Annotated in this window: 21 protein-coding genes; 18 read left to right on the plus strand and 3 right to left on the minus strand. The window is 67.8% G+C overall.

Annotated features, from left to right (window positions below; translation table 11 throughout):
- Positions 1-18: 18 nt before the first annotated feature.
- Positions 19-957, minus strand: a complete 939-nt coding sequence (locus CPH63_RS14625) for an aldo/keto reductase (protein WP_096305170.1) — start codon at positions 955-957, stop codon at positions 19-21.
- A 97-nt stretch (positions 958-1,054) separates the two neighbouring features.
- Between CPH63_RS14625 and gmk the strand changes: the two genes are divergently transcribed.
- From gmk to CPH63_RS14650, 5 genes are all read left to right on the plus strand, one after another.
- Entirely contained in the window at positions 1,055-1,615 is a 561-nt protein-coding gene (gmk, locus tag CPH63_RS14630) for a guanylate kinase (RefSeq protein ID WP_096303610.1), read from the plus strand.
- Positions 1,616-1,786: 171 nt separating this feature from the next.
- The gene (gene rpoZ / locus CPH63_RS14635) at positions 1,787-2,050 is read left to right on the plus strand and encodes a DNA-directed RNA polymerase subunit omega (protein WP_096303611.1); all 264 of its coding nucleotides are present in this window, start codon (positions 1,787-1,789) and stop codon (positions 2,048-2,050) included.
- A 76-nt stretch (positions 2,051-2,126) separates the two neighbouring features.
- Positions 2,127-3,365 carry a bifunctional phosphopantothenoylcysteine decarboxylase/phosphopantothenate--cysteine ligase CoaBC gene (gene coaBC / locus CPH63_RS14640; protein ID WP_096303612.1) on the plus strand — a complete coding sequence of 413 codons (1,239 nt, stop codon included), beginning with the start codon at positions 2,127-2,129 and terminating at the stop codon, positions 3,363-3,365.
- A 210-nt stretch (positions 3,366-3,575) separates the two neighbouring features.
- Complete coding sequence (metK, locus tag CPH63_RS14645; protein ID WP_096303613.1) at positions 3,576-4,769, plus strand: methionine adenosyltransferase; 1,194 nt, start codon at positions 3,576-3,578, stop codon at positions 4,767-4,769.
- Between the two features lie 251 nt (positions 4,770-5,020).
- Positions 5,021-7,009, plus strand: a complete 1,989-nt coding sequence (locus CPH63_RS14650) for a primosomal protein N' (protein WP_172892309.1) — start codon at positions 5,021-5,023, stop codon at positions 7,007-7,009.
- A gap of 34 nt (positions 7,010-7,043) precedes the next feature.
- Here CPH63_RS14650 and CPH63_RS14655 read toward each other — a convergent pair whose 3' ends face one another.
- Positions 7,044-7,811 (minus strand): GntR family transcriptional regulator, encoded by a 768-nt coding sequence (locus CPH63_RS14655; protein WP_096303614.1) that lies wholly within the window; start codon positions 7,809-7,811, stop codon positions 7,044-7,046.
- Positions 7,812-8,012: 201 nt separating this feature from the next.
- On the opposite strand from CPH63_RS14655, the gene CPH63_RS14660 reads away from it, so the two are divergent.
- Genes CPH63_RS14660 through iolD form a run of 9 tightly spaced genes read left to right on the plus strand, consistent with a single transcriptional unit; the run spans position 8,013 to position 18,226 of the window.
- Positions 8,013-9,509, plus strand: coding sequence for a CoA-acylating methylmalonate-semialdehyde dehydrogenase (locus CPH63_RS14660; RefSeq protein WP_096303615.1), 1,497 nt, complete (start codon positions 8,013-8,015; stop codon positions 9,507-9,509).
- 52 nt (positions 9,510-9,561) lie between these two features.
- Positions 9,562-10,560 (plus strand): sugar ABC transporter substrate-binding protein, encoded by a 999-nt coding sequence (locus CPH63_RS14665; RefSeq protein ID WP_197704364.1) that lies wholly within the window; start codon positions 9,562-9,564, stop codon positions 10,558-10,560.
- Complete coding sequence (locus tag CPH63_RS14670) at positions 10,557-11,600, plus strand: ABC transporter permease (RefSeq protein WP_096303616.1); 1,044 nt, start codon at positions 10,557-10,559, stop codon at positions 11,598-11,600. The genes CPH63_RS14665 and CPH63_RS14670 overlap by 4 nt, the downstream gene beginning before the upstream one ends.
- 4 nt (positions 11,601-11,604) lie before the next feature.
- Positions 11,605-12,489 (plus strand): ATP-binding cassette domain-containing protein, encoded by an 885-nt coding sequence (locus tag CPH63_RS14675; RefSeq protein WP_096303617.1) that lies wholly within the window; start codon positions 11,605-11,607, stop codon positions 12,487-12,489.
- A 38-nt stretch (positions 12,490-12,527) separates the two neighbouring features.
- Positions 12,528-13,541 (plus strand): Gfo/Idh/MocA family protein, encoded by a 1,014-nt coding sequence (locus tag CPH63_RS14680; protein WP_096303618.1) that lies wholly within the window; start codon positions 12,528-12,530, stop codon positions 13,539-13,541.
- Positions 13,538-14,539: a 5-dehydro-2-deoxygluconokinase gene (gene iolC, locus CPH63_RS14685; protein ID WP_096303619.1), complete on the plus strand. Its 1,002-nt coding sequence runs from the start codon at positions 13,538-13,540 to the stop codon at positions 14,537-14,539. Before CPH63_RS14680 ends, iolC begins: the two co-directional genes overlap by 4 nt.
- A complete protein-coding gene (locus CPH63_RS14690) occupies positions 14,536-15,450 on the plus strand; it encodes an aldolase (protein WP_096303620.1) in 915 nt (304 codons plus the stop codon). Before iolC ends, CPH63_RS14690 begins: the two co-directional genes overlap by 4 nt.
- Positions 15,447-16,340, plus strand: coding sequence for a 5-deoxy-glucuronate isomerase (gene iolB / locus CPH63_RS14695; RefSeq protein WP_096303621.1), 894 nt, complete (start codon positions 15,447-15,449; stop codon positions 16,338-16,340). The genes CPH63_RS14690 and iolB overlap by 4 nt, the downstream gene beginning before the upstream one ends.
- The gene (gene iolD, locus CPH63_RS14700) at positions 16,337-18,226 is read left to right on the plus strand and encodes a 3D-(3,5/4)-trihydroxycyclohexane-1,2-dione acylhydrolase (decyclizing) (RefSeq protein ID WP_096303622.1); all 1,890 of its coding nucleotides are present in this window, start codon (positions 16,337-16,339) and stop codon (positions 18,224-18,226) included. The genes iolB and iolD overlap by 4 nt, the downstream gene beginning before the upstream one ends.
- A 5-nt stretch (positions 18,227-18,231) precedes the next feature.
- On the opposite strand, the gene CPH63_RS14705 is transcribed toward iolD, so the two are convergent.
- Positions 18,232-20,055, minus strand: a complete 1,824-nt coding sequence (locus tag CPH63_RS14705; protein WP_096303623.1) for an MFS transporter — start codon at positions 20,053-20,055, stop codon at positions 18,232-18,234.
- A 60-nt stretch (positions 20,056-20,115) separates the two neighbouring features.
- Here CPH63_RS14705 and def point away from each other — a divergent pair, with 60 nt between their 5' ends.
- Genes def through rpe form a run of 4 tightly spaced genes read left to right on the plus strand, consistent with a single transcriptional unit; the run spans position 20,116 to position 23,867 of the window.
- Positions 20,116-20,667: a peptide deformylase gene (def, locus tag CPH63_RS14710; protein ID WP_096303624.1), complete on the plus strand. Its 552-nt coding sequence runs from the start codon at positions 20,116-20,118 to the stop codon at positions 20,665-20,667.
- A gap of 31 nt (positions 20,668-20,698) precedes the next feature.
- A complete protein-coding gene (fmt, locus tag CPH63_RS14715) occupies positions 20,699-21,625 on the plus strand; it encodes a methionyl-tRNA formyltransferase (protein ID WP_096303625.1) in 927 nt (308 codons plus the stop codon).
- On the plus strand, positions 21,609-23,126 hold the full coding sequence (locus tag CPH63_RS14720; RefSeq protein ID WP_371364968.1) for an RsmB/NOP family class I SAM-dependent RNA methyltransferase: 1,518 nt from the start codon (positions 21,609-21,611) through the stop codon (positions 23,124-23,126). The genes fmt and CPH63_RS14720 overlap by 17 nt, the downstream gene beginning before the upstream one ends.
- 42 nt (positions 23,127-23,168) lie before the next feature.
- Positions 23,169-23,867, plus strand: coding sequence for a ribulose-phosphate 3-epimerase (rpe, locus tag CPH63_RS14725; RefSeq protein WP_096303627.1), 699 nt, complete (start codon positions 23,169-23,171; stop codon positions 23,865-23,867).
- Positions 23,868-23,876: the final 9 nt, after the last annotated feature.

The following is a 23,876-nucleotide window of genomic DNA, read 5'->3' on the forward strand; positions in this document are numbered from 1 at the left end:
CGACGCTTGCGCTAAAGGTCAGCCAACCGCGGTGATGGCGCTGAGTTCCTCGCGCTCACTCGCCGTTGGTCGCCACCGCCCGGCATCCACGTTGGCCTGCACCTGGGCGGCCGACGTGGCGCCGGCGATCACGCTGCTCACAGTTGGCTGGGCGGCCAGACCACCGATCGCCACCTCCAGCAGCGAGATCGAGCGGGCGTTCGCGAAGTACTCGAGCTTGTCGACGACGTCGAAGACCCGGTCGGTCAACTGTGCCTCGCGACCCCAGGCCTGCAACCGACTACCAGCCGGCGCCGCCTGCCCGCGGCGGTACTTGCCGGTGAGGATGCCACTGGCGAGGGGAAAGTAGGGGAGCAGCCCGAGGCCGTACTTCTGCAGGGCCGGAACGACGTCGGTCTCCACGCCCCGTTCGAGCAGGCTGTATTCGTTCTGAGCGCTGATGAAGTGCTCGTAGCCGCGAGTGCGGGCGATCCACTCGGCGTCGGCGACCTGCCAACCACTGAAGTTCGAGTGACCCAGGTAGCGCACCTTGCCGCTGCGCACCAGGTCGGTGAGCGCCGCGAGCGTCTCCTCTATCGGAGTGAGCGGATCGGGGCGATGCAGCTGGTACAGGTCGATCCAATCCGTCTGCAGCAGCCGTAGTGACCGCTCCACCGCCCGCTGGATGTACCGACGTGACCCGCGCGCGCCCCAGTCCTCGCCGTTGGCGCCGTTGAGGTCGGAGCCGAACTTCGTCGCCAGCACGATCGAGTCCCGGTCCTTGCCCAGCAGTTCGCCCAGGCGCTGCTCGGAGAGGCCGTAGGAGTCGGCGGTGTCGAAGAGCGTGATGCCGGCGTCGAGTGCGGCATGGACGACCTCGCGACTCTCATCGGCATCCAACTTGAAGCCGAGATTGTTGCAGCCCAAGCCCACGTCGGAGACGACCAGGCCGGAGTTTCCGAGTCGGCGGAACCCAATATCAGACATGATCGCGACGTTACCGGGTGCCCGGTGAACGGCCTTCGGGGCCCGTTCGAGTTCACGCTCGCTGCGTCCGCGCGGTATCTTCCCGAACATGACCGCTCGACTGACCGTGCTCTCAGGACCGTCCGGCGTCGGCAAGGGAACCGTCGTCTCGGCCATCCGGCGCGCGTACCCGCAGATCTGGGTCTCGGTCTCGGCCACGACCCGCAGCCCACGCCCGGGTGAGCGCGATGGCGTCGAATACAGCTTCGTGGACCGCGAGCGCTTCGAGGAACTGATCCGGCAGTCCGCACTACTGGAGTACGCCGAGTTCGCCGGAAATCTCTACGGGACGCCGCGGGAGCCGGTGCTGCGACGGCTGGAGCAGGCCGAACCGACGCTGCTCGAGATCGAGCTGCAGGGGGCCCGCCAGGTCCGGGAGGCGATGCCGGACGCGCAGTTCGTATTCCTGGCCCCGCCGTCCTGGGCCGAATTGGAGCGGCGCCTGATCGGGCGCGGCACCGAGTCCAGCGAGGTCATCGATGCGAGACTGGCTCGGGCCAAGATCGAGCTGGACGCCGGTGACGAATTCGACAAGATCGTCGTCAACGACGATGTCAGCGAGACTGCGGCCCAGTTGGTATCATTGATCGAGTCTGTCTGCAGTAAATAGCCGCGCTGCAGCTCTGTTCGTACCCAGCAGCTGTGTTCACCAGCTGTTTAGCCAGCTGTATTAGCTAGCTGCTGCGGGTCCGTAGCGGCAGCCGGCGAGCAGAGGCAGACAAGTTAGAAAGCTGCAGTTCCAGCTACTGCCTGCAGCAACCCGAAACTGAGAAGGTTATCTGTGTCCGGAATCGTGTCCGCACCCGAAGGCATCACCAACCCGCCGATCGACGAGCTCCTCGACCGTACCCAGTCGAAGTACGCCCTGGTCATCATCGCCGCCAAGCGAGCGCGCCAGGTCAACGCGTACTACAGCCAGCTCGGTGACGGCCTGCTCGAGTACGTCGGACCGCTCGTCGACACCGCCCCGCAGGAGAAGCCGCTCTCGATCGCGCTCCGCGAGATCAACAGCGACCTGATCGAATTCAAGCCCTCCGAAGGCTGACCCATCACCGTCCGGTGGCCGGTTGCAGTTATCTGCGCATCAGTCTGACCGTCTCGACGGCGAAGGTCGGTGACTCATGAGTGATTCGAACGCTTCGGCGGGCTCGGCTCCGGCCCGCATCGTCCTCGGCGTAGGCGGCGGAATCGCCGCGTACAAGATCGCCGATGCGCTGCGCAAGTTCGTCGAGGCCGGCCACGACGTCGTCGTGGTGCCGACCGAATCGGCGTTGAAGTTCGTCGGCGCCCCGACCTGGGCCGCGCTCTCCCACAACCCGGTGGCCACCGATGTCTGGTCGCACGCCGAGGACGTCCCGCACGTCCGTATCGGTCGGGAGGCCGACATCGTCGTGGTGGCACCGGCCACCGCCGATCTGCTGGCCAAAGCAGCCAACGGGTTGGCTGACGATCTGCTGACCAACACCCTCCTCACCGCCCGCTGTCCGGTCCTCTTCGTCCCGGCCATGCACACGGAGATGTGGGAACACCCAGCCACCGTCGCCAACGTGGCCACGTTGCGCCAGCGGGGGGCCACCGTGCTCGAGCCGGCGAGCGGCCGGCTGACCGGCGCCGACACCGGCAAGGGCCGGATGCCGGAACCGCTGGAGATCGTCCGTACCGCGCAACTACTACTAACCCGGGCCGACGCCCTGCCGCTGGATCTCGTCGGTCGCAGCGTCCTGATCAGTGCCGGCGGTACCCGCGAACCACTCGATCCGGTGCGTTTCCTGGGCAATGCCTCCTCGGGCAAGCAGGGGTACGCGCTGGCCGCCGTCGCCGCCGCCCGGGGCGCAGCCCGGGTCACCCTGGTCGCCGCCAATGTCGAACTGCCCACGCCGGCCGGTGTCGAGGTGATTCGCGTCGGCACGGCGGCCCAACTGCACGACGCCGTGCTGAAGGCCGCCGTCTCGGCTGACGTCGTCGTGATGGCGGCCGCCGTCGCTGACTTCCGGCCGATCAACGCCGGGGCCTTCAAGATCAAGAAGTCCGGCGACGAGCCGGCGCCGGTCGTACTGGAGAAGAATGCGGACGTGCTCGCTGAGTTGGTGGCCACCCGGCGGCCGGGGCAGCTACTGGTCGGGTTCGCCGCCGAGACCGGCGACGAGCAGGGTGACGTGCTCCACCACGGGCGGCAGAAGCTGGCCCGCAAACGCTGCGATCTCCTCGTGGTGAACGCGGTCGGAGCCGACAAGGCCTTCGGACGTGACGACAACGCCGGCGTCATCCTGGGCGCCGACGGCAGCGAACGAACCATTGACCCCGGGCCGAAGAACCTCTTCGCGGCCGCGGTCTGGGACGCTGTGGCCGACCTTTGGTGACCCGGTCGCAGTGTCGAATCGGCACTGCGTCGGCACTGCGACAGTGGCGATGCCAGGGTTTCCCCACCAAGCGGATAGAGTTCAACCGGAAATCGCGGGTCAAGCGCGTCTGCTCGGCCCGCACTCAGCACTTCAGCACGACGGTTCCGTACGAACCGGCTAGGTAATCGACCAAACCCGTCCCAAGAGACATTGACACACGGAGAAGCTGTGACTCGCCGCCTTTTCACGTCCGAATCCGTCACCGAAGGGCACCCGGACAAGATCGCTGACCAGATCAGCGACTCCATCCTGGACGCCCTCCTGGCGCAAGACCCGTCCAGCCGCGTAGCAGTAGAGACGCTGATCACCACCGGCCAGGTACACGTCGCCGGTGAGGTGACCACGGACGCCTACGTCGACATCGCGACGATCGTCCGTGAGCGCATCCTGGAGATCGGCTACGACTCGTCGCGTAAGGGCTTCGACGGTGCCTCCTGTGGCGTCAACATCGCCATCGGCGCGCAGTCTCCGGACATCGCCCAGGGTGTCGACGACGCTTACGAAGCCCGCGTTGAGGGCGATGAGGACCCGCTGGACAAGCAGGGGGCCGGCGACCAGGGCTTGATGTTCGGCTTCGCCTGCGACGAGACCCCGGAGCTCATGCCACTGCCGATCGCGCTCGCGCACCGGCTCTCGCAGCGCCTCTCGGCCGTCCGCAAGGACGGTTCGGTCGCCTACCTGCGTCCGGACGGCAAGACCCAGGTCACCATCGAGTACATCGACGGCAAGCCGACCCGTCTGGACACCGTCGTCGTCTCCAGCCAGCACGCGGCCGACATCGATCTCGAGACCCTGCTCAAGCCGGACATCGCCGAACTGGTCGTCGCGCCTGAGCTCGAGGCCCTCGGCCTCGACACCGAGGGGTACCGCCTGCTGGTGAACCCGACCGGCCGCTTCGAGATCGGCGGCCCGATGGGCGACGCCGGTCTCACCGGCCGCAAGATCATCGTCGACACCTACGGCGGCTACGCCCGCCACGGTGGTGGCGCCTTCTCCGGCAAGGACCCGTCGAAGGTCGACCGTTCGGCGGCATACGCGCTGCGCTGGGTCGCCAAGAACGTCGTCGCGGCGAAGCTGGCCAGCAAGGTGGAGGTGCAGGTCGCCTACGCGATCGGAAAGGCCGAGCCGGTTGGCCTCTTCATCGAGACTTTCGGTACCGAGACGGTCGACCCCGAGCGCATCGCCGAAGCGATCTCGCAGACCTTCGACCTGCGCCCGGCCGCCATCATCCGTGACCTGGACCTGAAGCGCCCGATCTATGCGGCCACCGCAGCCTACGGTCACTTCGGCCGCGAACTCCCGGAGTTCACCTGGGAGCGCACCGATCGTGCGGAGCAGCTGGCGAAGCTCGCCAACGGCTAATTTCGCGTCCGGCGCGACCGTGCGCCGATTCGCCCGGTCGCGTCAACCGTGAGGTCAACGATGTACCGATCCCGACAGCCGTGACAGATACTGCAAACGCACTCGACGGAGCCCCGAGCGGGCCCCGTCGAGTGCGTTCTGTCGTTGCGGCCGAGTCCGCCGCCGGCTCACCGGGCAAGCAGGCGCTTCAGCGGGGTCCTGCGGCCCGCAGCGGTCGGGTGCCGGCCCCGTCGTTGCCGATCGCCCGGCTGATGGTGGACGTGCCGCTTCCGCATCTGGACCGGGCCTTCGACTACGTCGTTCCAGCGGACCTTGACGAGCAGGTCAGCGCCGGCTCCCGGGTACGAGTCCGCTTCTCCGGGCGTCTGGTCGACGCGTACGTCCTCGAGCGTCTGGAATCAAGCGATCACGGCGGGCGACTCGCCTTCGTCGAACGGGCGGTCGGGTCACAACCCGTGCTCACCCCGGCAACCAGTCGGCTCTTCCGCAGCGTCGCCGACCGGTGGGCCGGAAACTTCGTGGACGTGGTTCGCCTCGGCGTGCCACCACGCCACGCCAGAGCCGAGGCGGCCGCCCGGCTGACTCCGCCGGGCCCACTGCCGGCGATCCCGGCCGTGGCGACCGGCTGGTCGCGCTACGCCAACGCCGCCGGGTTCTTCACGTCGCTGGCCGAGGGTGGCGCGCCGCGGGCGATCTGGAGTGCGCTGCCGGGGGAGTCGTGGCCGCAGCGGCTGGCCGAAGCCGCGCACCAGAGTCTGAGCGTCGGCCGCGGGGTCCTGCTGGTCGTACCGGACGCCCGCGATCTGAGCCGCCTGGACGCCGCCCTCACCGCTCATCTCGGCCCCGGCCACCACGTGGCCATCTCGGCCGACCTCGGCCCTGAGCAGCGGTATCGGCGCTGGCTGGCGGTGCTGCGCGGCGACGTCCGCGCCGTTATCGGCACCCGGTCGGCTGCCTTCGCGCCGGTGCAGGACCTCGGCCTCGTCGTCATCTGGGATGACGGGGACGACCTGCACTCCGAACCACGGGCGCCCTACCCGCACATGCGCGACGTCCTGGTGCTGCGCTCCGGACAGTCGCAGGCGGGACTGCTGGTGGGCGGCTTCGCGCGTACGAGTGAGGCGGCCTACCTCGTGCAGAGCCGATGGGGTCAGGAGATTACGGCCGATCGCTCGGTCATCCGGTCCTCGTCACCGCGCATCTCGGCCGCCGGCGACGACTTTGAGGTGGCCCGGGATGCCGCCGCCAGTTCGGCACGGGTGCCCAGCCTGGCGATCCGGGCCGCTCGGGCCGCACTGACGGCCGGACGGCCGGTGTTGGTGCAGGTGCCTCGCCGGGGGTACGTCCCGGCGCTGGCCTGCGCACGCGACCGGACGCCGGCCCGCTGCATGACCTGCGCCGGGCCGCTGGCCATGGGGTCGGGCGGTGGCCGGCCCGCCTGTCGCTGGTGTGGCCGTCCGGCCACCAACTGGGCCTGCCCGCGCTGCGGGTCTACGCGGCTTCGAGCCGTCGTCACCGGGTCGGCCCGCACCGCCGAGGAGTTCGGCCGGATGTTCGCCGGCACGGTGATCCGTCACTCCGGAGGTGACTCGGTGCTGTCCGATGTGCAGGCGCAGCCGGAGATCATCATCGCGACTCCCGGGGCCGAGCCCGTGGCCGCCCAGGGCTACGGTGCGGCGCTCCTACTCGATGCCTGGTCGTCGCTGTCCCGTCCTGAACTCAATGCCGGCGAGGAGGCACTGCGCCGCTGGGCGAATGCCGTTGCCCTGGTGCGGGCCGACGGTGAGGTCGTCGTGGTCGCCGATTCCTCGCTTCCGGTGGTGCAGGCCCTCATCCGCTGGGACCCGGCCGGATTTGTCGAGCGTGAACTACCTGACCGGCACGCGCTGCGGTTTCCGCCCTATGCCCGGTTGGCCAAGCTGACCGGGCCGGCCCATGCCGTCGAGGATCTGCTGCAGCAGGTCCAGATGCCGGTGAACTCCGAGGTGATCGGCACCATCACGGTGGATGAGCCACCGACCGCGCCGTCCGGCTCCCGGGCGCTGGGCGCCGGTGCGGGAGCGGAGAGAGCGGGAGTGGGGGGAGCGGGAGTGGAGCCGGTGGAGCGAGCCATGGTGCGCTCGGCCCGTATGTCCGGCGGCGAGCTGGCGGCGGCACTGAAGGCCGCCGCGGCCGTCCGTTCGGCCCGCAAAGCGGCCGACGTTGTAAAGATCGAGTTGGATCCGACCGAACTCTTCTGACTTAAAAAGTCGCCGTACTGGCGGGTAGCCGCGCTCAGCCGGTGAGCAGTGACAGCTCGAAACTGTAGCGACTCGCGACATAGATATGGGTGGCGTACTCGACCACCGCGCCTCGCTGGTCGTGGGTCGTGCGCTGCATGGTGAGCAGTGCTGCGTTGCGCCGCTCGTCCAGCAGTCGAGCCTCCGCCGCGGTCGCGTTGCGAGCTCCGATCGCCTGGTTGGCCGAGTGGAGTCGGACCCCACGTTCTCGCATTATGGCGTAGAGACCGCGCTCCTCGAGGGCCTCCGAACTCATAGCTCCAGTGGCCTGCGGAAGGTAGTTGGTCAAGCGGGCGATCGGCTGACCCATCGCTCCGCGCAGGCGCACGATTTCGATGACCGACTCACCCGGACTGATCTGCAATGCCCCGGAGATATCAGGGGATGCGGGTCCAGTCCGGTTTGAGATGACGCGTGTCGTCGGGGTCTTGCCGCTGCGCAGCAGGTCGTCATACAGGCTGCTCAACTCCAACGGTCGCCGCATCCGATTGGAGACGACCCGCGTGCCGGCACCGCGCTGCCGCACGATCACGCCCTTCTCCACCAGGTACTCCATCGCGTGCCGCACGGTGGGTCGCGACATACCCAATCGCTCGGCCAGATCCAGCTCAGTCTCGACCCGCATTCCGGGGGTCAGGCGGCCGTCCAGGATGGCGGTCTCGATCTGCTGCGCGAGTTGGAAATAGAGCGGAACGGGTGTGGACCGGTCGACGGTGAGTCGACTGAAGACGCCCGCTGAAGCGTCGTTTGACTGTGCTGGCATGGCCCAAGTATGGCAATCACTATTGACAATGTCGATGTTTGTTTGTCTTGACAATCGGTTGCCACGAGAGGTTCTATTTCGTTGGTGTTACACGTAGGCCCTCCGGCGTAAGTGACGGAGTGGTGGCTGGCGCTGGGGTACGCGGCGCATTCCCGCATGACGGACGAGCAGTCGGAGCGCATCCGACGAAGGAGACATCGAGTGAAGACGATCAAGCATTGGCTCAACGGCGAGATCTGGGAGGGAACGTCGACGCGGACGTCCACGGTGTTCAATCCCGCGCTCGGCACCCAGCAGGCCGAGGTCCTGCTGGCGTCGAAGGCCGATGTCGACACAGTCGCCGCGGCATCTCGCGACGCCTACGAGCTGTGGTCGCAGTCGTCGCTGAGTCAGCGCACCAAGGTGCTCTTTGCCTTCCGCGAGCTGGTCAACGGTCACATCGACGAGCTGGCCGAGTTGATCACCGATGAGCACGGCAAGGTGCTCTCGGACGCGGCCGGAGAGATCCAGCGCGGGCTGGAGGTGGTGGAGTTCGCCTGTGGAATTCCGACGCTGCTGAAGGGCGACTACAGCGACCAGGTCTCGACGAACGTCGACACCTACTCCTTCCGTGAGCCGCTCGGAGTGGTCTCCGGAATCACCCCCTTCAACTTTCCGGTCATGGTGCCGATGTGGATGCATCCCGTCGCCATCGCCTGTGGCAATTCCTTCGTTCTCAAGCCCAGTGAGCGAGACCCCTCAGCCTCGATGTTGATCGCCGAGCTCTGGAAGCGGGCCGGTTTGCCCGACGGCGTCTTCAACGTCGTCCACGGTGACAAGGAGGCGGTCGACGCCATCCTCGATTCGCCCGATATCGCTGCAGTCTCCTTCGTCGGCTCGACGCCGATCGCCCGTTACATCCACGAGCGTGCCTCGGCCACCGGTAAGCGTGTCCAGGCCCTGGGTGGGGCGAAGAACCACGCGATCGTCCTCCCGGATGCCGATATCGACTTCGCCGCCAAGCACCTGGTCGCCGCAGCCTTCGGCTCCGCCGGTGAGCGCTGCATGGCGATCTCGGCCGCCGTCGCGGTCGGCAGCGCCGGCGATTCGGTGGTCGAGGCGGTCACCGCACTGGCCGCGGATGTCAAAGTCGGGTCGGGCCGGGACACCGACAATGAGATGGGACCGGTCGTCACCGCCGCAGCTCGGGATCGCATTGTCGGCCTCATCTCGACCGGCGAACGCCAGGGCGCCAAGCTGACCGCCGACGGCCGTGAGGTGGTGATCCCCGGCTATGAGAGCGGCTACTTCGTCGGGCCGACCGTCCTGGACAACGTGACCACCGACATGGACGTCTACCGGGAGGAGATCTTCGGCCCGGTACTCGCGGTGCTCCGAGCGGAAACCGTCGACGAGGCGATTGCGCTGATCAACGCCAACCCCTACGGAAACGGGACGGCCATCTTCACCTCCAGCGGCAGCGCCGCGCGCAAGTTCCAACGTGGCGTAAAAGTCGGGATGATCGGCATCAACGTGCCTGTCCCGGTGCCGATGGCGTACTACTCGTTCGGTGGCTGGAAGGACTCGCTCTTCGGCGACAAACACGTACACGGTCCAGAGGGTGTCTCGTTCTACACCCGAGCCAAGGTAGTGACCGCGCGCTGGCCGGAGGAGCACCACGCAGCCGACGCGAGTTACCACTTTCCGACGTCAAAGTAAGGCTTCGTCAATCGAGGCTCAAGGTTTAACCCTATCCCGAAAGGGGAAAGTCATGATTCGCCGAAAGACAGCCCGGAGATACCTGGGCATCACGGCCATCGCGGTGACAGCGATGCTGGTGGCCTCGGCCTGCAGCAGCGCCAATGCCGTCAATCGCGTACACACGTCAGCCGGGAGTGGCAAGGGCGGCTACGGCTACAAGATCGCCGTCATCACCCACGGCGGGGCCGGTGACTCGTTCTGGTCGGTCGTGAAGAACGGTGCCGTCCAGGCCGGCAAGGACATGGGCGACAGCGTCACCTATCAGAGCAACGCCGATCCGACCCAGCAGGCCCAGTTGATCGACAACGCGGTCAACCAGAAGCCGGATGGCATCGTCGTCTCGATGGCCAACCCGGAGGCCCTGAAGGCGTCCGTGCAGCGAGCGGTCGCGGCCGGTATCCCGGTGATCACGATCAACTCCGGTGAAGCGGAGTCGAAGGCCTACGGCGCGCTGTACCACATCGGCTCCGATGAGACGGTGGCCGGACAGGCGGTTGGCACGCAACTGAAGACCGCCGGGGTGAAGAACGTGGTCTGCGTGATCCAGGAGGCAGGCAACGTCGGGCTTGAGCAGCGCTGTGACGGGGTCAAGGCGACGCTGGGTGGCACGGTGACCAACCTGCAGGTGGACAACAACAACCTGCCGGGTGCTCAGCAGATCATCCAGGCCAAGCTGCAGCAGGACACCTCCATCGATGGGGTGGTCACGCTGGGAGCCCAGGTCGCGACCGTCGCCGAAGCCGCGATCAAGGGAGCCGGGTCCAAGGCGAAACTGGCGACGTTCGATCTGAACGCCGACGTGGCGAAGGCGGTCGACGACGGAACGATCCTCTTCGCGGTTGACCAGCAGCCGTACCTGCAGGGCTACCTGGCGGTGACCGGATTGACGCTCTACAAGTCGAACCTGAACGTCATCGGCGGTGGCCTGCCCGTGCTCACCGGGCCGAACCTGATCACCAAGGCGAACGCGGCCGCGGTGCTCAAACTTGCCGCCGGAGGCACTCGATGACGGCCGTGACGGCCACGCCGGCTGACGAGCGGGTCGCGAACATCAACTTCATGCGGAGGCTGCTGGCCAAGCCCGAGTTCGGGGCGATCGTCGGGGCGATCGTGGTCTTCGTCTTCTTCGCTCTGCAGTCGGATGTCTTCCGCTCCGCAGCCGGCGCGGCGACCTGGCTGGACGCGGCCTCCAGCGTGGGGTTGATGGCGGTGCCGGTCTCGCTGTTGATGATCGGCGGTCACTTCGACCTGTCGGCCGGTGTGCAGACCGGAACGGCCGGTCTGGCCACCGGGATCATGACCACCTACTGGGGCCTGAACGTCTATGCCTCATTGATCGTGTCGCTGTTGCTGATGCTGATGATCGGCTTCATCAACGGCTATCTCGTGACCAAGACGGGGCTACCCAGCTTCATCATCACGCTCGGAATGTTCCTCGGGCTGCAGGGCGTGAACCTCGGCATCACCAAGCAGGTGACGAACACGGTCCAGGTCAGCAACCTCGACCTGGTTCCCGGCTACAAGGCACTGAAAGATCTGCTGGGCAGTTCGCTGACCATCGGCACTAACCACTTCCCGATCGCGATCCTGTGGTGGATCATCATCACCGCGATCGGCACCTGGATCCTGCTCAAGACCCGCTTCGGAAACTGGATCTTCGCCACCGGCGGCGAGCTGACCGCCAGCAAGAACATCGGTGTCCCGACCCGCAGGACGACGATTGCCCTCTTCATGATGACCTCGGCCACGGCGTGGTTTGTGGGCAACACCCAGATCGTTCGCTTCGGAACGATCCAGGCTCAGGTCGGTATCGGGCAGGAGCTGATCTACATCGTCGCGGCGGTGATCGGCGGCTGCCTGCTCACCGGTGGCTACGGATCGGCGATCGGTGCCTCGATCGGTGCTCTCATCTTCGGAATGACCCAGCAGGGCATCGTCTACGCCGGCTGGAACTCGGACTGGTTCAAGTTGTTCGTCGGGGCGATGCTGCTGCTCGCAGTGCTCTCCAACCAGGCCGTCCGCCGCTTTGCCGAACAGAGTAGGAGATAGCGAAATGACCGCAATCGACATCCACGAAGTGCCTCCGGCTACGCCCGGCGACGCGGACGTACCGATGCTGGAGATACGCAACATCACCAAGATGTTCGGCAGTGTGATCTCGCTCAGCGACATCTCCACGACCGTCCGGGCCGGCCAGGTGACCTGCGTGCTGGGCGACAACGGAGCCGGCAAATCGACGTTCATCAAGTCGCTCGCCGGAGTGCATCGCCCCGACTCGGGCGAGTTCCTGATCGACGGCAAGCCGGTGACCTTCAACTCTCCCCGTGACTCGCTCGACGCCGGCATCGCGACGGTCTATCAGGATCTGGCCATGGTGCCGCTGATGGCGATCTGGCGGAACTTCTTTCTCGGGTCCGAGCCCACGAAAGGTTGGGGAATCTTCCGTCGCTTCGACGCCGAGACGTGCAAGAAGGTCACCCGCAAGGAGATGTCGGATATGGGTATCGACATCCGCGACCCCGACCAGCCGGTGGGCACGCTCTCCGGTGGTGAGCGGCAGTGCGTCGCGATCGCCCGGGCGGTGCACTTCGGAGCGCGTCTGCTGATTCTCGACGAGCCGACGTCGGCCCTCGGGGTGAAGCAATCGGGTGTCGTGCTGAAGTACATCGCACAGGCCCGCGACAAGGGTCTGGGCGTCATCTTCATCACCCACAACCCGCATCACGCCTATCCGGTCGGCGACCGCTTCCTGCTGCTCAAGCGCGGCAAGAGCCTCGGTGACTATGCCAAGGCGGACATCAGCCTGGGCGAGCTGACCCGGCTGATGGCCGGCGGCGCGGAACTGGAGGCATTGGCGCACGAGCTCGAGCGTGAGGGTGACGGCGATGCCAACTCGATCGGGTCCGAGATGCTCAAGGAATCAAAGACGTTCGGCTAGTTGACACCGTCGGGACGAGGATCGGGAGGAGGACGGCTATGACAGTGCGCACTGGCGTCATCGGAGTCGGCATCATGGGCGCCGAGCACGCACGGCTGCTGACCGAGGTCGTGTCGGGCAGCGAGGTATCGGCCGTCTTCGACGTCGACCAGGGACGGGCATCGCAGGTGGCGGGGGGAAGCGGTGCCCGGCTCTTCGACGACCCGATGGTGCTGATCAAGGATGAGTCGGTCGATGCGGTACTCATCGCATCTTCTGACGCAACCCACGAGCAGTTCGTGCTGGCCTGTCTGGCCGTCGGAAAGCCGGTGCTCTGCGAGAAGCCGCTGGCGCCGGATGTGGCCGGCTGCGAGCGAATTCTCGACACCGAGATTGAGCTCGGACGGCAACTGGCCAGCGTTGGCTTCATGCGCCGCTACGACCCCGGTTACCTGGCGCTCAAGGCGGAGGCATCGGAACTGGGCGAGGCGCTGCTGCTGCGGTGCATCCACCGCAGCGCCTCGGCGCCGCGGAATCAGCCCTCGTCGATGCTCATCTCGGGTTCCGCGGTTCATGAGATAGACATCGCTCGTTGGCTGCTCGACGACGAGCCCACTCAGATCACCGTGCACCGGCCCCGTGCATCGTCGTTGTCCGGCAGTACCCAGGACCCGCTGCTCATCGTCATCCTGACCGCGGGGGGAGTGGCGATCGACATCGACGTCTTCGTCAACGCGCAGTACGGCTACGACGTGCGCTGTGAGCTCGTCGGTGAGCTGGGTGCGGTCGAGCTCGACGCGCCGGCCGCAACTCGACGCCGCCTCTCCGCAGCCACGTCGCGCACGCTGCCCCCGGATTGGCGGCCGCGCTTCGCCGAGGCCTACCGGCGGGAACTGCAGAGCTGGATAGACGGCAACGGCAGCGATAAGGCACCGGAGCCGAGCCCATATCTCCCCGCCACCGCCTGGGACGGTTATGTCGCCACGGCAACGGCCGAGGCCGGGATTCGTGCCCTCGAATCCGGGCAGACCCAGCAGATCATCCTGCGCGAGAAGCCGGAGTTGTACCGATGAGCACCGACACAACACTCGAGATACTGACGGTCGGACGCGTCGGCGTCGACTTGTACCCCGAGCAGGCGGGCGTGTCGCTGGCCGAGGTGAAGACCTTCGCCAAGTCACTCGGTGGCACGGCGACCAACGTCGCTGTCGCCGCCGCCCGGCTGGGGCGGCGGAGTGCGGTGCTGACCAAGGTCGGGCCAGATGACTTCGGAAGCTACGTCCGCACCGCGCTCGCCGGCTTTGGCGTCGACGCGTCGTTCGTCGGTACGGCGGAGGAACTGCTCACGCCAGTCGTCTTCTGTTCCCTGGACCCGCCCGAGGATCCGCCGCTGCTGTTCTACCGGCTGCCGGTGGCACCCGACCTCACCCTCACGCCCGACGACGTGCCCTGGTCGGTGGTCAGCGACGTGCCGCTGCTCTGGGTCACCGGCACCGGGGTATCCGTGGAGCCCGCCCGGAGCACGCAGCTGGAGATGCTGCGCCGGCGCGGCCGACCGGACTCGAGCCGGAATCGGTGGACCGTGCTGGACCTCGATTGGCGGGCCATGTTCTGGCCGTCGCCGCAGGAGGCCCGGGCGGAGTATGAGCAGTTGTTGGGCTCGGTGAACGTGGTGGTCGGCAACCGGGCCGAGGTGGAGGTGGCGGTTGGTACCTCCGATCCAGAGGAGGCAGCGCGCCGGCTGCTGTCCCACGGTGTCGAGATCGCCTTCGTGAAGAAGGGTGCTGACGGGGTTCTGGTCGCAACTCAGGACGGGATGACCACCGTGCGCCCCAATCTGGTCCGGGTGGTGAACGGGCTCGGTGCCGGCGACGCATTCGGCGGGGCCCTGGCCCACGGGTTGCTGGCTGGGTGGGACCCGGCGCGGATCGCCGCCTACGCCAACGCCGCCGGGGCCATCGTGGCCGCGCGCCTGGCCTGCGCGGATGCGATGCCGACGATGGACGAACTTGACGAGATGGTGTCGAGAACACAGGACGACCTGGTGTCGAAGGCACAGGAGGCGGGATGAGCAGGATGATCACAGACACGCAATGGCTGGAGCTTCTCGAACGTCGTACGAAGGATCCCGGCGCCGTGGCGACGGCCTATGCTGCCCGGCGCCGTCCGCAGAGCCTCCTCGACGAGCACGGAATGATGTTCCTGGTTGCCGCCGACCACCCGGCGCGGGGGGCGCTGCGCTCCGGCCGCGACCCAATGGCGATGGCCGATCGGCGCAGTCTGCTGGAGCGGCTCATGGTTGCTCTTTCGCACCCCGACGTGGCCGGAGTCCTGGGCACACCCGACATCGTCGAGGAGCTGCTGCTGTTGGGTGCCCTCGATGACAAGGTGGTCATCGGGTCGATGAACCGGGGTGGCTTGGACGGGGCCCGCTGGACCATGGATGACCGCTTCACCGCCTATGACGCCGCCGGCATCGAGGCCTGCCGGCTCGAAGGTGGGAAGATGCTGCTCCGCCTCGACAACGACGATCCGGCCTGTGCCGCCACCATCGAGGCCTGCGCCCGGGCGGTCACCGAGTTGGCCGAACGTCGCCTGATAGCGATGGTCGAGCCGCTGCCCTATGAGCGGCAGGCGGACGGCAGCCTGGTGCTGCAGCAGGACGCGCAGTCGCTGTCGCGGGCTATCGCGATCGCATCCGCGCTGGGCACGACCAGTGCCTACACCTGGCTGAAGACTCCGGCCTGTGACGACCCGGAGGCCGTCTACCGCTCGACGACCCTTCCCTGCGTGGTGCTCGGCGGTGTGCCCGGCCCGGATCTGGACGCGCAGGTCGCATCCTGGGGTCGGACGCTGCGCCAGCCGGCGGTCCGCGGTCTGGTCATCGGGCGCACGGTGCTCTACCCCGACGACGGTGATGTCTTCGGCACCGTCGATGCGGCGGCGAAGGTTTTGCGCGCCGTGACTGAAGGGCCGCAATGAGTCTGCGTCGAAGCGCTCCGGTGACCGCCGAGTCGGCCGGCTGGACGTACTGCGGGCTGGATGTGGTGAAGCTCCTGCCCGGCCAGCCCCGCCGGCTCGAGACCGGGGGCGCTGAGTTCTTCGTCCTTCCGCTGGCCGGTTCGCTGCGCGTCACCGTCGCCGGCCCCAACGGCGAGTCGGCCGAGACCTTCGATCTCGCCGGTCGAACATCGGTGTTCACCTCCGTCACCGACTTCCTCTACGTGGGTCGCGATAGCAGCGCGACGATGACGAGTCTGAGCAGCACCGGTGCCGAGGTGGCGCTTCCCTCGGCTCGCTGCGACACCCGCCGCCCGGCCCGTTACGGGCCCGCCGACGGAGTTCGGGTCGAGGTACGTGGCGCTGGGGCGGCGAGTCGGCAGGTGATCAACTTCGGCACCCCCGGGGTCTGGGACCATGCCGAGAAGCTGATCTGCTGTGAACTGTTGACGCCGCCCGGAAACTGGTCCAGCTATCCACCGCACAAGCACGACGCGACGGCCGGATGCTCTGTGGTGAATGAGGAGATCTACTACTACCGGGTCGCCGGGGTGGATCAGGTGACACCCGACAGACAGGGTTTCGGCTTTCACCGCACCTACACCGGCGACGAGCATTCCTCGGCCGGGCTGACGTCGCTGGACGAGACGCTGGTCGTCCGTGATGGCGATGTCGTGCTTGTTCCGCACGGCTACCACGGGCCCTGCATCGCGGCTCCCGGCTACCCGATGTACTACCTGAACGTGATGGCCGGACCGGGTGCCGAGCGGTCAATGGCGTTCTGCGATGACTCCGCCCACGCCTGGATCCGGGATAGCTGGGGCACACAGACCATCGATCCGCGCATCGCGGGCGTAGGAGGAGACGTATGACGCAGACGGTTCGACTGACGACCGCACAGGCCCTTGTTCGGTGGATGATCGCGCAGCGGGCCGAACGTCTGGACGGCACGGAGATCCCGATGTTCGCCGGTGTCTTCGCCATCTTCGGCCACGGCAACGTGCTCGGATTGGGTACCGCGCTGTCGGAGGTGCGCGACGAACTCCCCACCTTTCGCGGGCAGTCCGAGGAGGGGATGGCGCTGGCGGCGGCCGCCTACGGCAAGGCCAGTGATCGACGTCAGGTGATGGCCGCGACCTCCTCGGTCGGCCCGGGAGCCTTGAACATGGTCACCGCGGCCGGCCTGGCCCACGCGAATCGCCTTCCGTTGCTGCTGCTTCCCGGTGACACCTTCGTCAGCCGGGCCCCCGATCCGGTGCTGCAGCAGGTCGAGCACTACGGAGATCTGAGCCTGAGCGTGAACGACGCCTTCCGCCCGGTGGCTCGCTTCTTCGACCGGATCACCCGCCCGGAGCAGTTGCTGGCCTCGCTGCCGCAGGTCGCCCGGGTGCTGACCGATCCGGCCGACTGCGGGCCGGTCGTGCTCGCCCTGCCGCAGGACGTCCAAGCCGAGGAGTTCGATTTTCCGGTGGCCCTCTTCGCCCACCGTCTCAACCGGGTGCCGCGGGCGCGCCCCGACTCGACCGAACTTGCGCAGGCGGCGCAGTTGCTCCGCGCGGCCCGGCGCCCGCTCGTCGTCAGCGGTGGTGGCGTGCGCTACTCGGGGGCGGGAACTGCTCTGCTGGAGTTCGCGCAGCGGCATGGCATCCCGATCGCCGAGACGTCGGCCGGTCGCACGCTCATCCCCGATCCGCATCCACTCAACGCCGGACCGCTCGGCACCATCGGGTCGTCATCGGCCAACGCTCTCGCCGGTGAGGCCGACCTAGTCCTCGCGGTGGGCACGCGGCTGCAGGATTTCACCACATCGTCGTGGAGCGTATTCCAGCCGTCGGCCCGGCTGGTCAGCATCAACGCCGCCCGCTTCGACGCTGTGAAGCACGGCGGCCAGGCGGTCACCGGCGACGCCCGCGAGACGGTGGAGGAACTGGACGAGGCCCTGGCCGGATGGTCCGTGGATGCCGCCTGGACGGCCCGGGCCGCAGTGGAGAAGGCGGTCTGGAACAGCCACATCGACGGACTGCGGGCCGGCGCCTCGGCGGACGGATCGCTGACCTACGCGCAGGTGGTGGGGGCAGTGAACGACGCGAGCGGCCCGGACGACTACGTGCTCGGCTCCTCCGGCGGGATCCCGGGAGAGCTGAACGGCGGTTGGCGGACCGGCGCCGCCAGCGCCGGCCCGACGATGGACCTCGAGTATGGCTTCTCCTGCATGGGTTACGAGATCGCCGGTCCGTGGGGCGCCTCGATGGCCCGGGGCGTGACGCACCCGGACGGACTGGTCACCGCGTTGCTCGGCGATGGCTCGTATCTGATGTTGAATTCAGAGCTCTTCGGCGCTGCGTTCTCCGGGCACCCGTTCGTCGCGGTCGTCTGCGACAACGGCGGCTACGCCGTGATTCACCGCCTTCAGACCAATCAGGGTGCGCAGGGCTTCAACAACATGTTCGTGGACTCGACCGGACCGGGGGCCAAGCCCGGGGGAGTGCGGGTCGACTTCGCCGCGCACGCGACCGCCCTCGGCTGCGCCGTCGTCGATGTCGCGGCCGGGGCGGGCATTGAGGAGTTTCGACAGGCCTACGACCGGGCCCGGACGCTGGCGCGCAGCGAGTCGCGGCCAGCGGTGGTCGTCTGCCGGACTGATCCCGGGGCCTGGACCGAGAGCGGTGCCTGGTGGGAAGTCGGTGTGCCATCGACCCTCACCGGGCGGGCGGGCTATGACGAGGGGAAGACGGCGCAGCTTCGCTACACGGTCTGAACTGGTTAACCGGTATGCGCGCGGATCGCGTCCTCGTAGGCCACGTCTTCGCCGGCAACGGCGGGGCTCTCCAGCGCGGCACCCTCTTCGGCCAGCGCCTCGAACGTGCTCAGCCGCTGGGCCGGCACGGAATCCTCGGCGTACACGTACTGCTTGCCTCGCATCAGCGAAGCGGCGGCCGCGACCAGCAGCATCAACACTGAGACGCTGAAGGCGACCACCAGACCGTGATGGAAGGCATCGGCGATCACCGACGGGAAGAAGGTGTGGCCGGTCAGCGTGGAGACATCGGCGCCGTTGCCGGGTTGCAGTTGCGACGGGTCGACGGACTTCATCAGCGCCGTCACCGGGTTGTCGCCGAGGAAGGCGGCGAAGAGCGTCCCGACCGGCGGAGTGTGGCTGATCGTCTGAGCTGAGGCGGAGTTCACTCCAGCCGAGGTCAATCCGGCGTACATCGCTGACGGCAGTTGGGTCGAGAGGCCGATTGCCATGAGCGAGAAGAAGCCACCCATCGAGATCACCATGCCGGCGTTCATGCCGGTTGCCCGCACGCCGGAGGCGGCACCGCGCTGGGCGGCCGATACCGAGTTCATGATCGCCGCCGAGTTCGGGGCCGCCATCAGGCCGCTGCCGATGCCGTTGAGGGCCAGCAATGTGGCGAAGACGGTGTAGTTGAAGTCGGCCGGGATCAGCATCAGCCCGACGAAGGTGGCCGCCATCAGCAGTAGCCCGCCGGTGGCGAAGGCGCGCGCGCCGCGGCGGTCCGACAGCGCCCCTGAGAGCGGTCCGGCGATCAGGAATCCCAGGGTCAGCGGCAGCATGTAGATGCCGGCCCACAGCGGCGTGTCCTGAAACGCGTAGCCGTGTAGCGGCAGCCAGATTCCCTGCAGCCAGATGATGAGGATGAACTGCAACCCACCTCGGGCCATCGACGCGAGCAGGTTCACCGTCTGCCCGGCGGCGAAGGCGCGGTTGCGGAAGAGACGCAGGTCGATCATCGGCTCCTCGACCCGGGTCTCGATGACGCCGAAGGCGACGAGTAGCAGCACGCCGGCTGTGCCGGCGGCCATGATCCAGGGATTGGTCCAGCCCATCGTGTGGCCGCCGTAGGGCTGCAGGCCGTAAGTGATGGTCCCGAGAATTGCGATGAGTCCGAGCCCGAAGGTGACGTTCCCCCACCAGTCGATGCGCACCTTTGTGTTGCTGGCTCTCGGCTTGTCGTGCAGCTTCCGGTAACCCATCCAGGTACCCCAGAGGCCGACCGGAACGCTGACCCAGAAGACGGCCCGCCAATGCCACTCCGAGAGCAGGCCACCGATGAGCAGACCGAGGAACGATCCGGCCAGGGCCGCCACCTGATTGACGCCGAGGGCAAAGCCGCGCCGGTCAGCCGGGAATGCGTCGGCGATGATCGCGGTCGAGTTCGCCATCAGCATGGCACCGCCGACCCCCTGCACCAGACGCAGCGCGATCAGCTCGACGGCGCCCGCAGCGCCGCTGCTCGGCACCAGAGCGCAGGCGATCGAGGCCAGGGTGAAGATGAGGAAACCGAGGTTGAAGATCCGAGCTCGCCCGTACTGGTCACCGAGCCGGCCGAAGGTGACAACGAGCACGGCGGTGACGAGCAGGTAGCCCATCAGCATCCAGAGCAGATAGGAGATGTTCTCGGGGGCCAGCGGGTCGAGACCGAGCCCGGCGAAGATGGCTGGCAGCGAGATGAGCAGGATCGAGGAGTTGAGGGTCGCGGTCAGGATGCCCACCGTCGTGACGGCGAGCGCGGTGCGACGCTGGTGCGCCTCGGGATCGTGGGACACGGTCAATCCTTTCATTCGTTAGTCATCCTAACTACTTTGGAGGGAGCAGCACATCGGGATCCGTAAACTGTCGATGTGACTGTGCAGACAATCCGACTTTTCGGCGATCCGGTGCTGCGCACCCCAGCCGCACCCGTGACCGACTTCGACAAGGAATTGCGCCGTCTCGTCGCTGATCTGACCGACACGATGAACGATGCGCCGGGGGCCGGCCTGGCCGCCCCGCAGATCGGCGTCGGGCTGCGCGTCTTCACCTACAACGTCGGCGAGGACCAGCACGGACATCTGATCAACCCGGTGCTGCACTTTCCCTCCGACGAGGAGCAGGACGGACCGGAGGGGTGCCTCTCGATCCCAGATCTGAGCTTCGACTGCCGCCGCAAGCTGCACGTGGTCGCTCATGGCCAGAACGAGTACGGCGATCCGGTCACCGTCGAAGGCAGCCAGCTGCTGGCCCGCTGCGTGCAGCATGAGACCGATCACCTCGACGGAGTGCTCTTCGTCGACCGGCTGGATCAGGCCACCCGCAAGGAAGCGATGAAGGCGATCCGCGAGTCCGAGTGGTCCGGCCTCGCGGCGCCGACGGTCCGCGTCAGCCCGCATCCAACCTTCGGACGCGCGCTGTGAGAGCAGCCGTGACGTTGCCGGTGAGAAGACCGTGAGGCTCCTCTTCGCCGGCACCCCACAGCCCGCGGTCGCGTCCCTGCAGGCCTTGCTCGACTCCCCTCGACACGAGGTGGTCGGCGTACTCACCCGTCCGGCCGCCCGCTCGGGCCGCGGGCGTCGCGAGAGCATCTCGCCCGTACAGGCACTGGCGGAGAAGCACGGGCTGCCGGTGCTGAGCCCGCAGCGCACCACCGATCCTGAGTTCGTCGCCGCCCTGACCCGGCTTCAGCCCGACTGCTGCCCGGTAGTCGCCTACGGTGCCCTGCTGCGCGAGCCGGCGCTGAGCCTGCCTCGACACGGCTGGGTGAACCTGCACTTCTCGCTGCTACCGGCCTGGCGGGGCGCGGCGCCCGTGCAGCACGCCATCCTGGCCGGCGACGAGATCACCGGCGCCTCTACGTTTCGGATCGAGGCGGGCCTGGACACCGGGCCGGTCTTCGGCGTCGTGACCGAAGCCATCGACCCGGCCGACACCGCGGCGGACCTCCTCGACCGGCTCGCGATCAGCGGCGCTGACCTATTGGTCGCGACGATGGACGGTATCGCTGACGGCTCGCTGCGCCCGGTGGAACAGCCCGGCGACGGTGTCTCGCTGGCCCCGAAGATCGAGGTCGACGACGCCAAGGTCGACTTCGAAGCACCGGCGCAGCGCGTAGATCGTCTGATCCGTGCCTGCTCACCCAACCCAGGGGCGTGGACTATCTGGCGCGGGGATCGTCTGAAGCTGGGCCCGGTGCGTCTGCTCACCGAGCGCTCGCTGGCTCCCGGTGAGATTCGGGCCGACAAGCAGCAGGTCAGCGTCGGGACGGCCACCGCCGACGTCGCGCTCAGCACCGTCCAGCCGGCTGGGAAGCGTCCGACGAATGCGGCTGATTGGGCGCGGGGCGCTCGTATCGAGGCGGCTGAGCGACTTGGCTGAACAGCCGCCCCGGCGGTCGGGTCAGCGGCGCCGCCCACAGCACACCCAGCAGCTCACCCCCCAGCGGGCCGCGCCGGGCACTGATCATCCGGAGCCGGATCGGGCCCGGCGGGTCGTCTTCGAACTGCTGCGCGAAGTAGCCGAGCTGGACGCCTACGCCAACCTGGTCCTGCCGCGGCTGCTGAGTGCGCGGCACATCTCCGGGCGCGACGCCGCCTTCGCCACCGAGTTGGGCTACGGCACGCTGCGGGCCCAGGGGACGCTGGATGCCATCCTGAGCGCCTGCGTCGACCGGGAACTGAGCGACATCGAACCGGCCGTCCTCGACCTTCTCCGGCTGGGGGCCTACCAGGTCCTGCGCACCCGGATTCCCCCGCATGCGGCCGTCGGCACCACTGTCGAGCTGGCTCGGGCCACCCGCAACGGACGGGCCTCCGGGTTCGTCAACGCCGTGCTTCGGCGAGTGACACGCAACGATTGGGACGGCTGGGTGGATCAACTCAGCGCCGGGCTCCCCGCCCTGGACCGAATCTCCCTGCAGACCGCCCACCCACGCTGGATCGCGGACGCCTTCGCCGACGCACTGGCCCATCCCGCTGGGTCGGCCGAGGAACCCGCCGGCAATGCAGCCGAAACCGAGCTGGGCGAGACCGAGCTGGCCGAAGCGCTGCAGGCTGATGACGCCCGACCGCAGACCCATCTCGTCGCCTGGCCCGGCCAGATCAGCGTCGCTGAACTCGTCGCCGAGGCCGATGGCGAACCCGGCCCGTACTCGCCGTACGCCGTCCGAATGTCCGGCGGCGACCCGGCATCGGTTGCCGCGATCCGGGCCCGGCACGCCGCGGTGCAGGACGAGGGATCTCAACTGTGTGCGATCGCGCTCACCGAGGCGCCGCTGGACGGGCCGGATGTGGCCTGGCTTGACCTCTGCTCCGGGCCGGGTGGCAAGACCGCGCTGCTGGCCGCAATCGGTGCGCCGCGGGGGGTACGCCTCACGGCGAACGAGCTTCATCCGCACCGGGCCGAACTCGTCGCCAAGGCGACCATCTCCTGGCCGGTGCAGATCCAGGTCGGCGACGCCCGCCAGCTCCGCGGCGCGGCTGACCTGAACGGCCCGGCCGCCGGCTTCGACCGGGTACTCCTGGACGCGCCCTGCAGTGGTCTGGGCGCCCTGCGCCGCCGGCCGGAGGCGCGCTGGCGCCGCGAGCCTTCCGACATTCTCGAACTGGCTCCGCTGCAGGGTCAGCTCCTCGACTCGGCCCTTCGCCTGGTCCGCCCCGGCGGCGTGGTCGCCTATGTGACCTGTTCGCCCCATCGCGGCGAGACGGTGCAGGTCATCGAGGCGGCGCTGCAGCGGCACCCCGGCACCTTCGACGTGCTGGACGCGCGCCCCAGTTTTCCCGGGGTTGACCAGCTCGGAACCGGGCCGTTCGTGCAGTTGTGGCCACATCGACACGGTACGGACGCCATGTTCTGCGCGTTGCTTCGCCGCCGCTCGTAGACTCTGTCTGTGAATCCAGCGTCCACCGGTCAGCGCGAGCCCATGATCGCGCCCAGCATCCTCTCCGCCGATTTCGCCCGGCTGGGTGAGGAGGCCGACCGGGTCGACAACGCGGACTGGCTGCACGTCGACGTAATGGACGCCCATTTCGTCCCGAACCTGACACTGGGCCTGCCGGTTGTGAAGAGCCTGCTGAAGTCCACCGCCCTGCCGCTGGACTGCCACCTCATGATCGACGACCCCGATCGCTGGGCTCCCGGCTACGCCGAGGCCGGTGCCGCGAACGTGACCTTTCACATCGAGGCCGCCCGCGACGCAGTTCAGACGGCGCGCGCCATCCGGGCCGCCGGCGCCCTAGCTGGGCTCTCCATCAAGCCGGGAACGCCGATCGAGCCCTATCTCGAGGTGCTGCGCGAGTTCGACACCCTGCTGGTCATGACCGTGGAGCCCGGCTTCGGGGGGCAGTCGTTCATGTCCGAGGTGCTACCGAAGGTGCGCCGGGCGCGCAACGAGGTGACGGCCGGGCACCTGCGGCTCTTCATCGAGGTGGACGGCGGCATCGCACTGGACACCATCGAGGCGGCGGCCGAGGCGGGGGCCGATGTATTTGTGGCCGGCTCCGCCGTCTACGACGCGGCCGATCCGCACGCAGCGGTCACCGCACTGCGCGACCGCGCCCGACCGGCCATGAACGGCACCGGCACCGGCAGCGGTTCGGGGTCGGGGGAGACGTCCGGATGAACCTCACCC

The sequence above is a fragment of the Jatrophihabitans sp. GAS493 genome (assembly GCF_900230215.1).
GTDB lineage: Bacteria > Actinomycetota > Actinomycetes > Mycobacteriales > Jatrophihabitantaceae > MT45.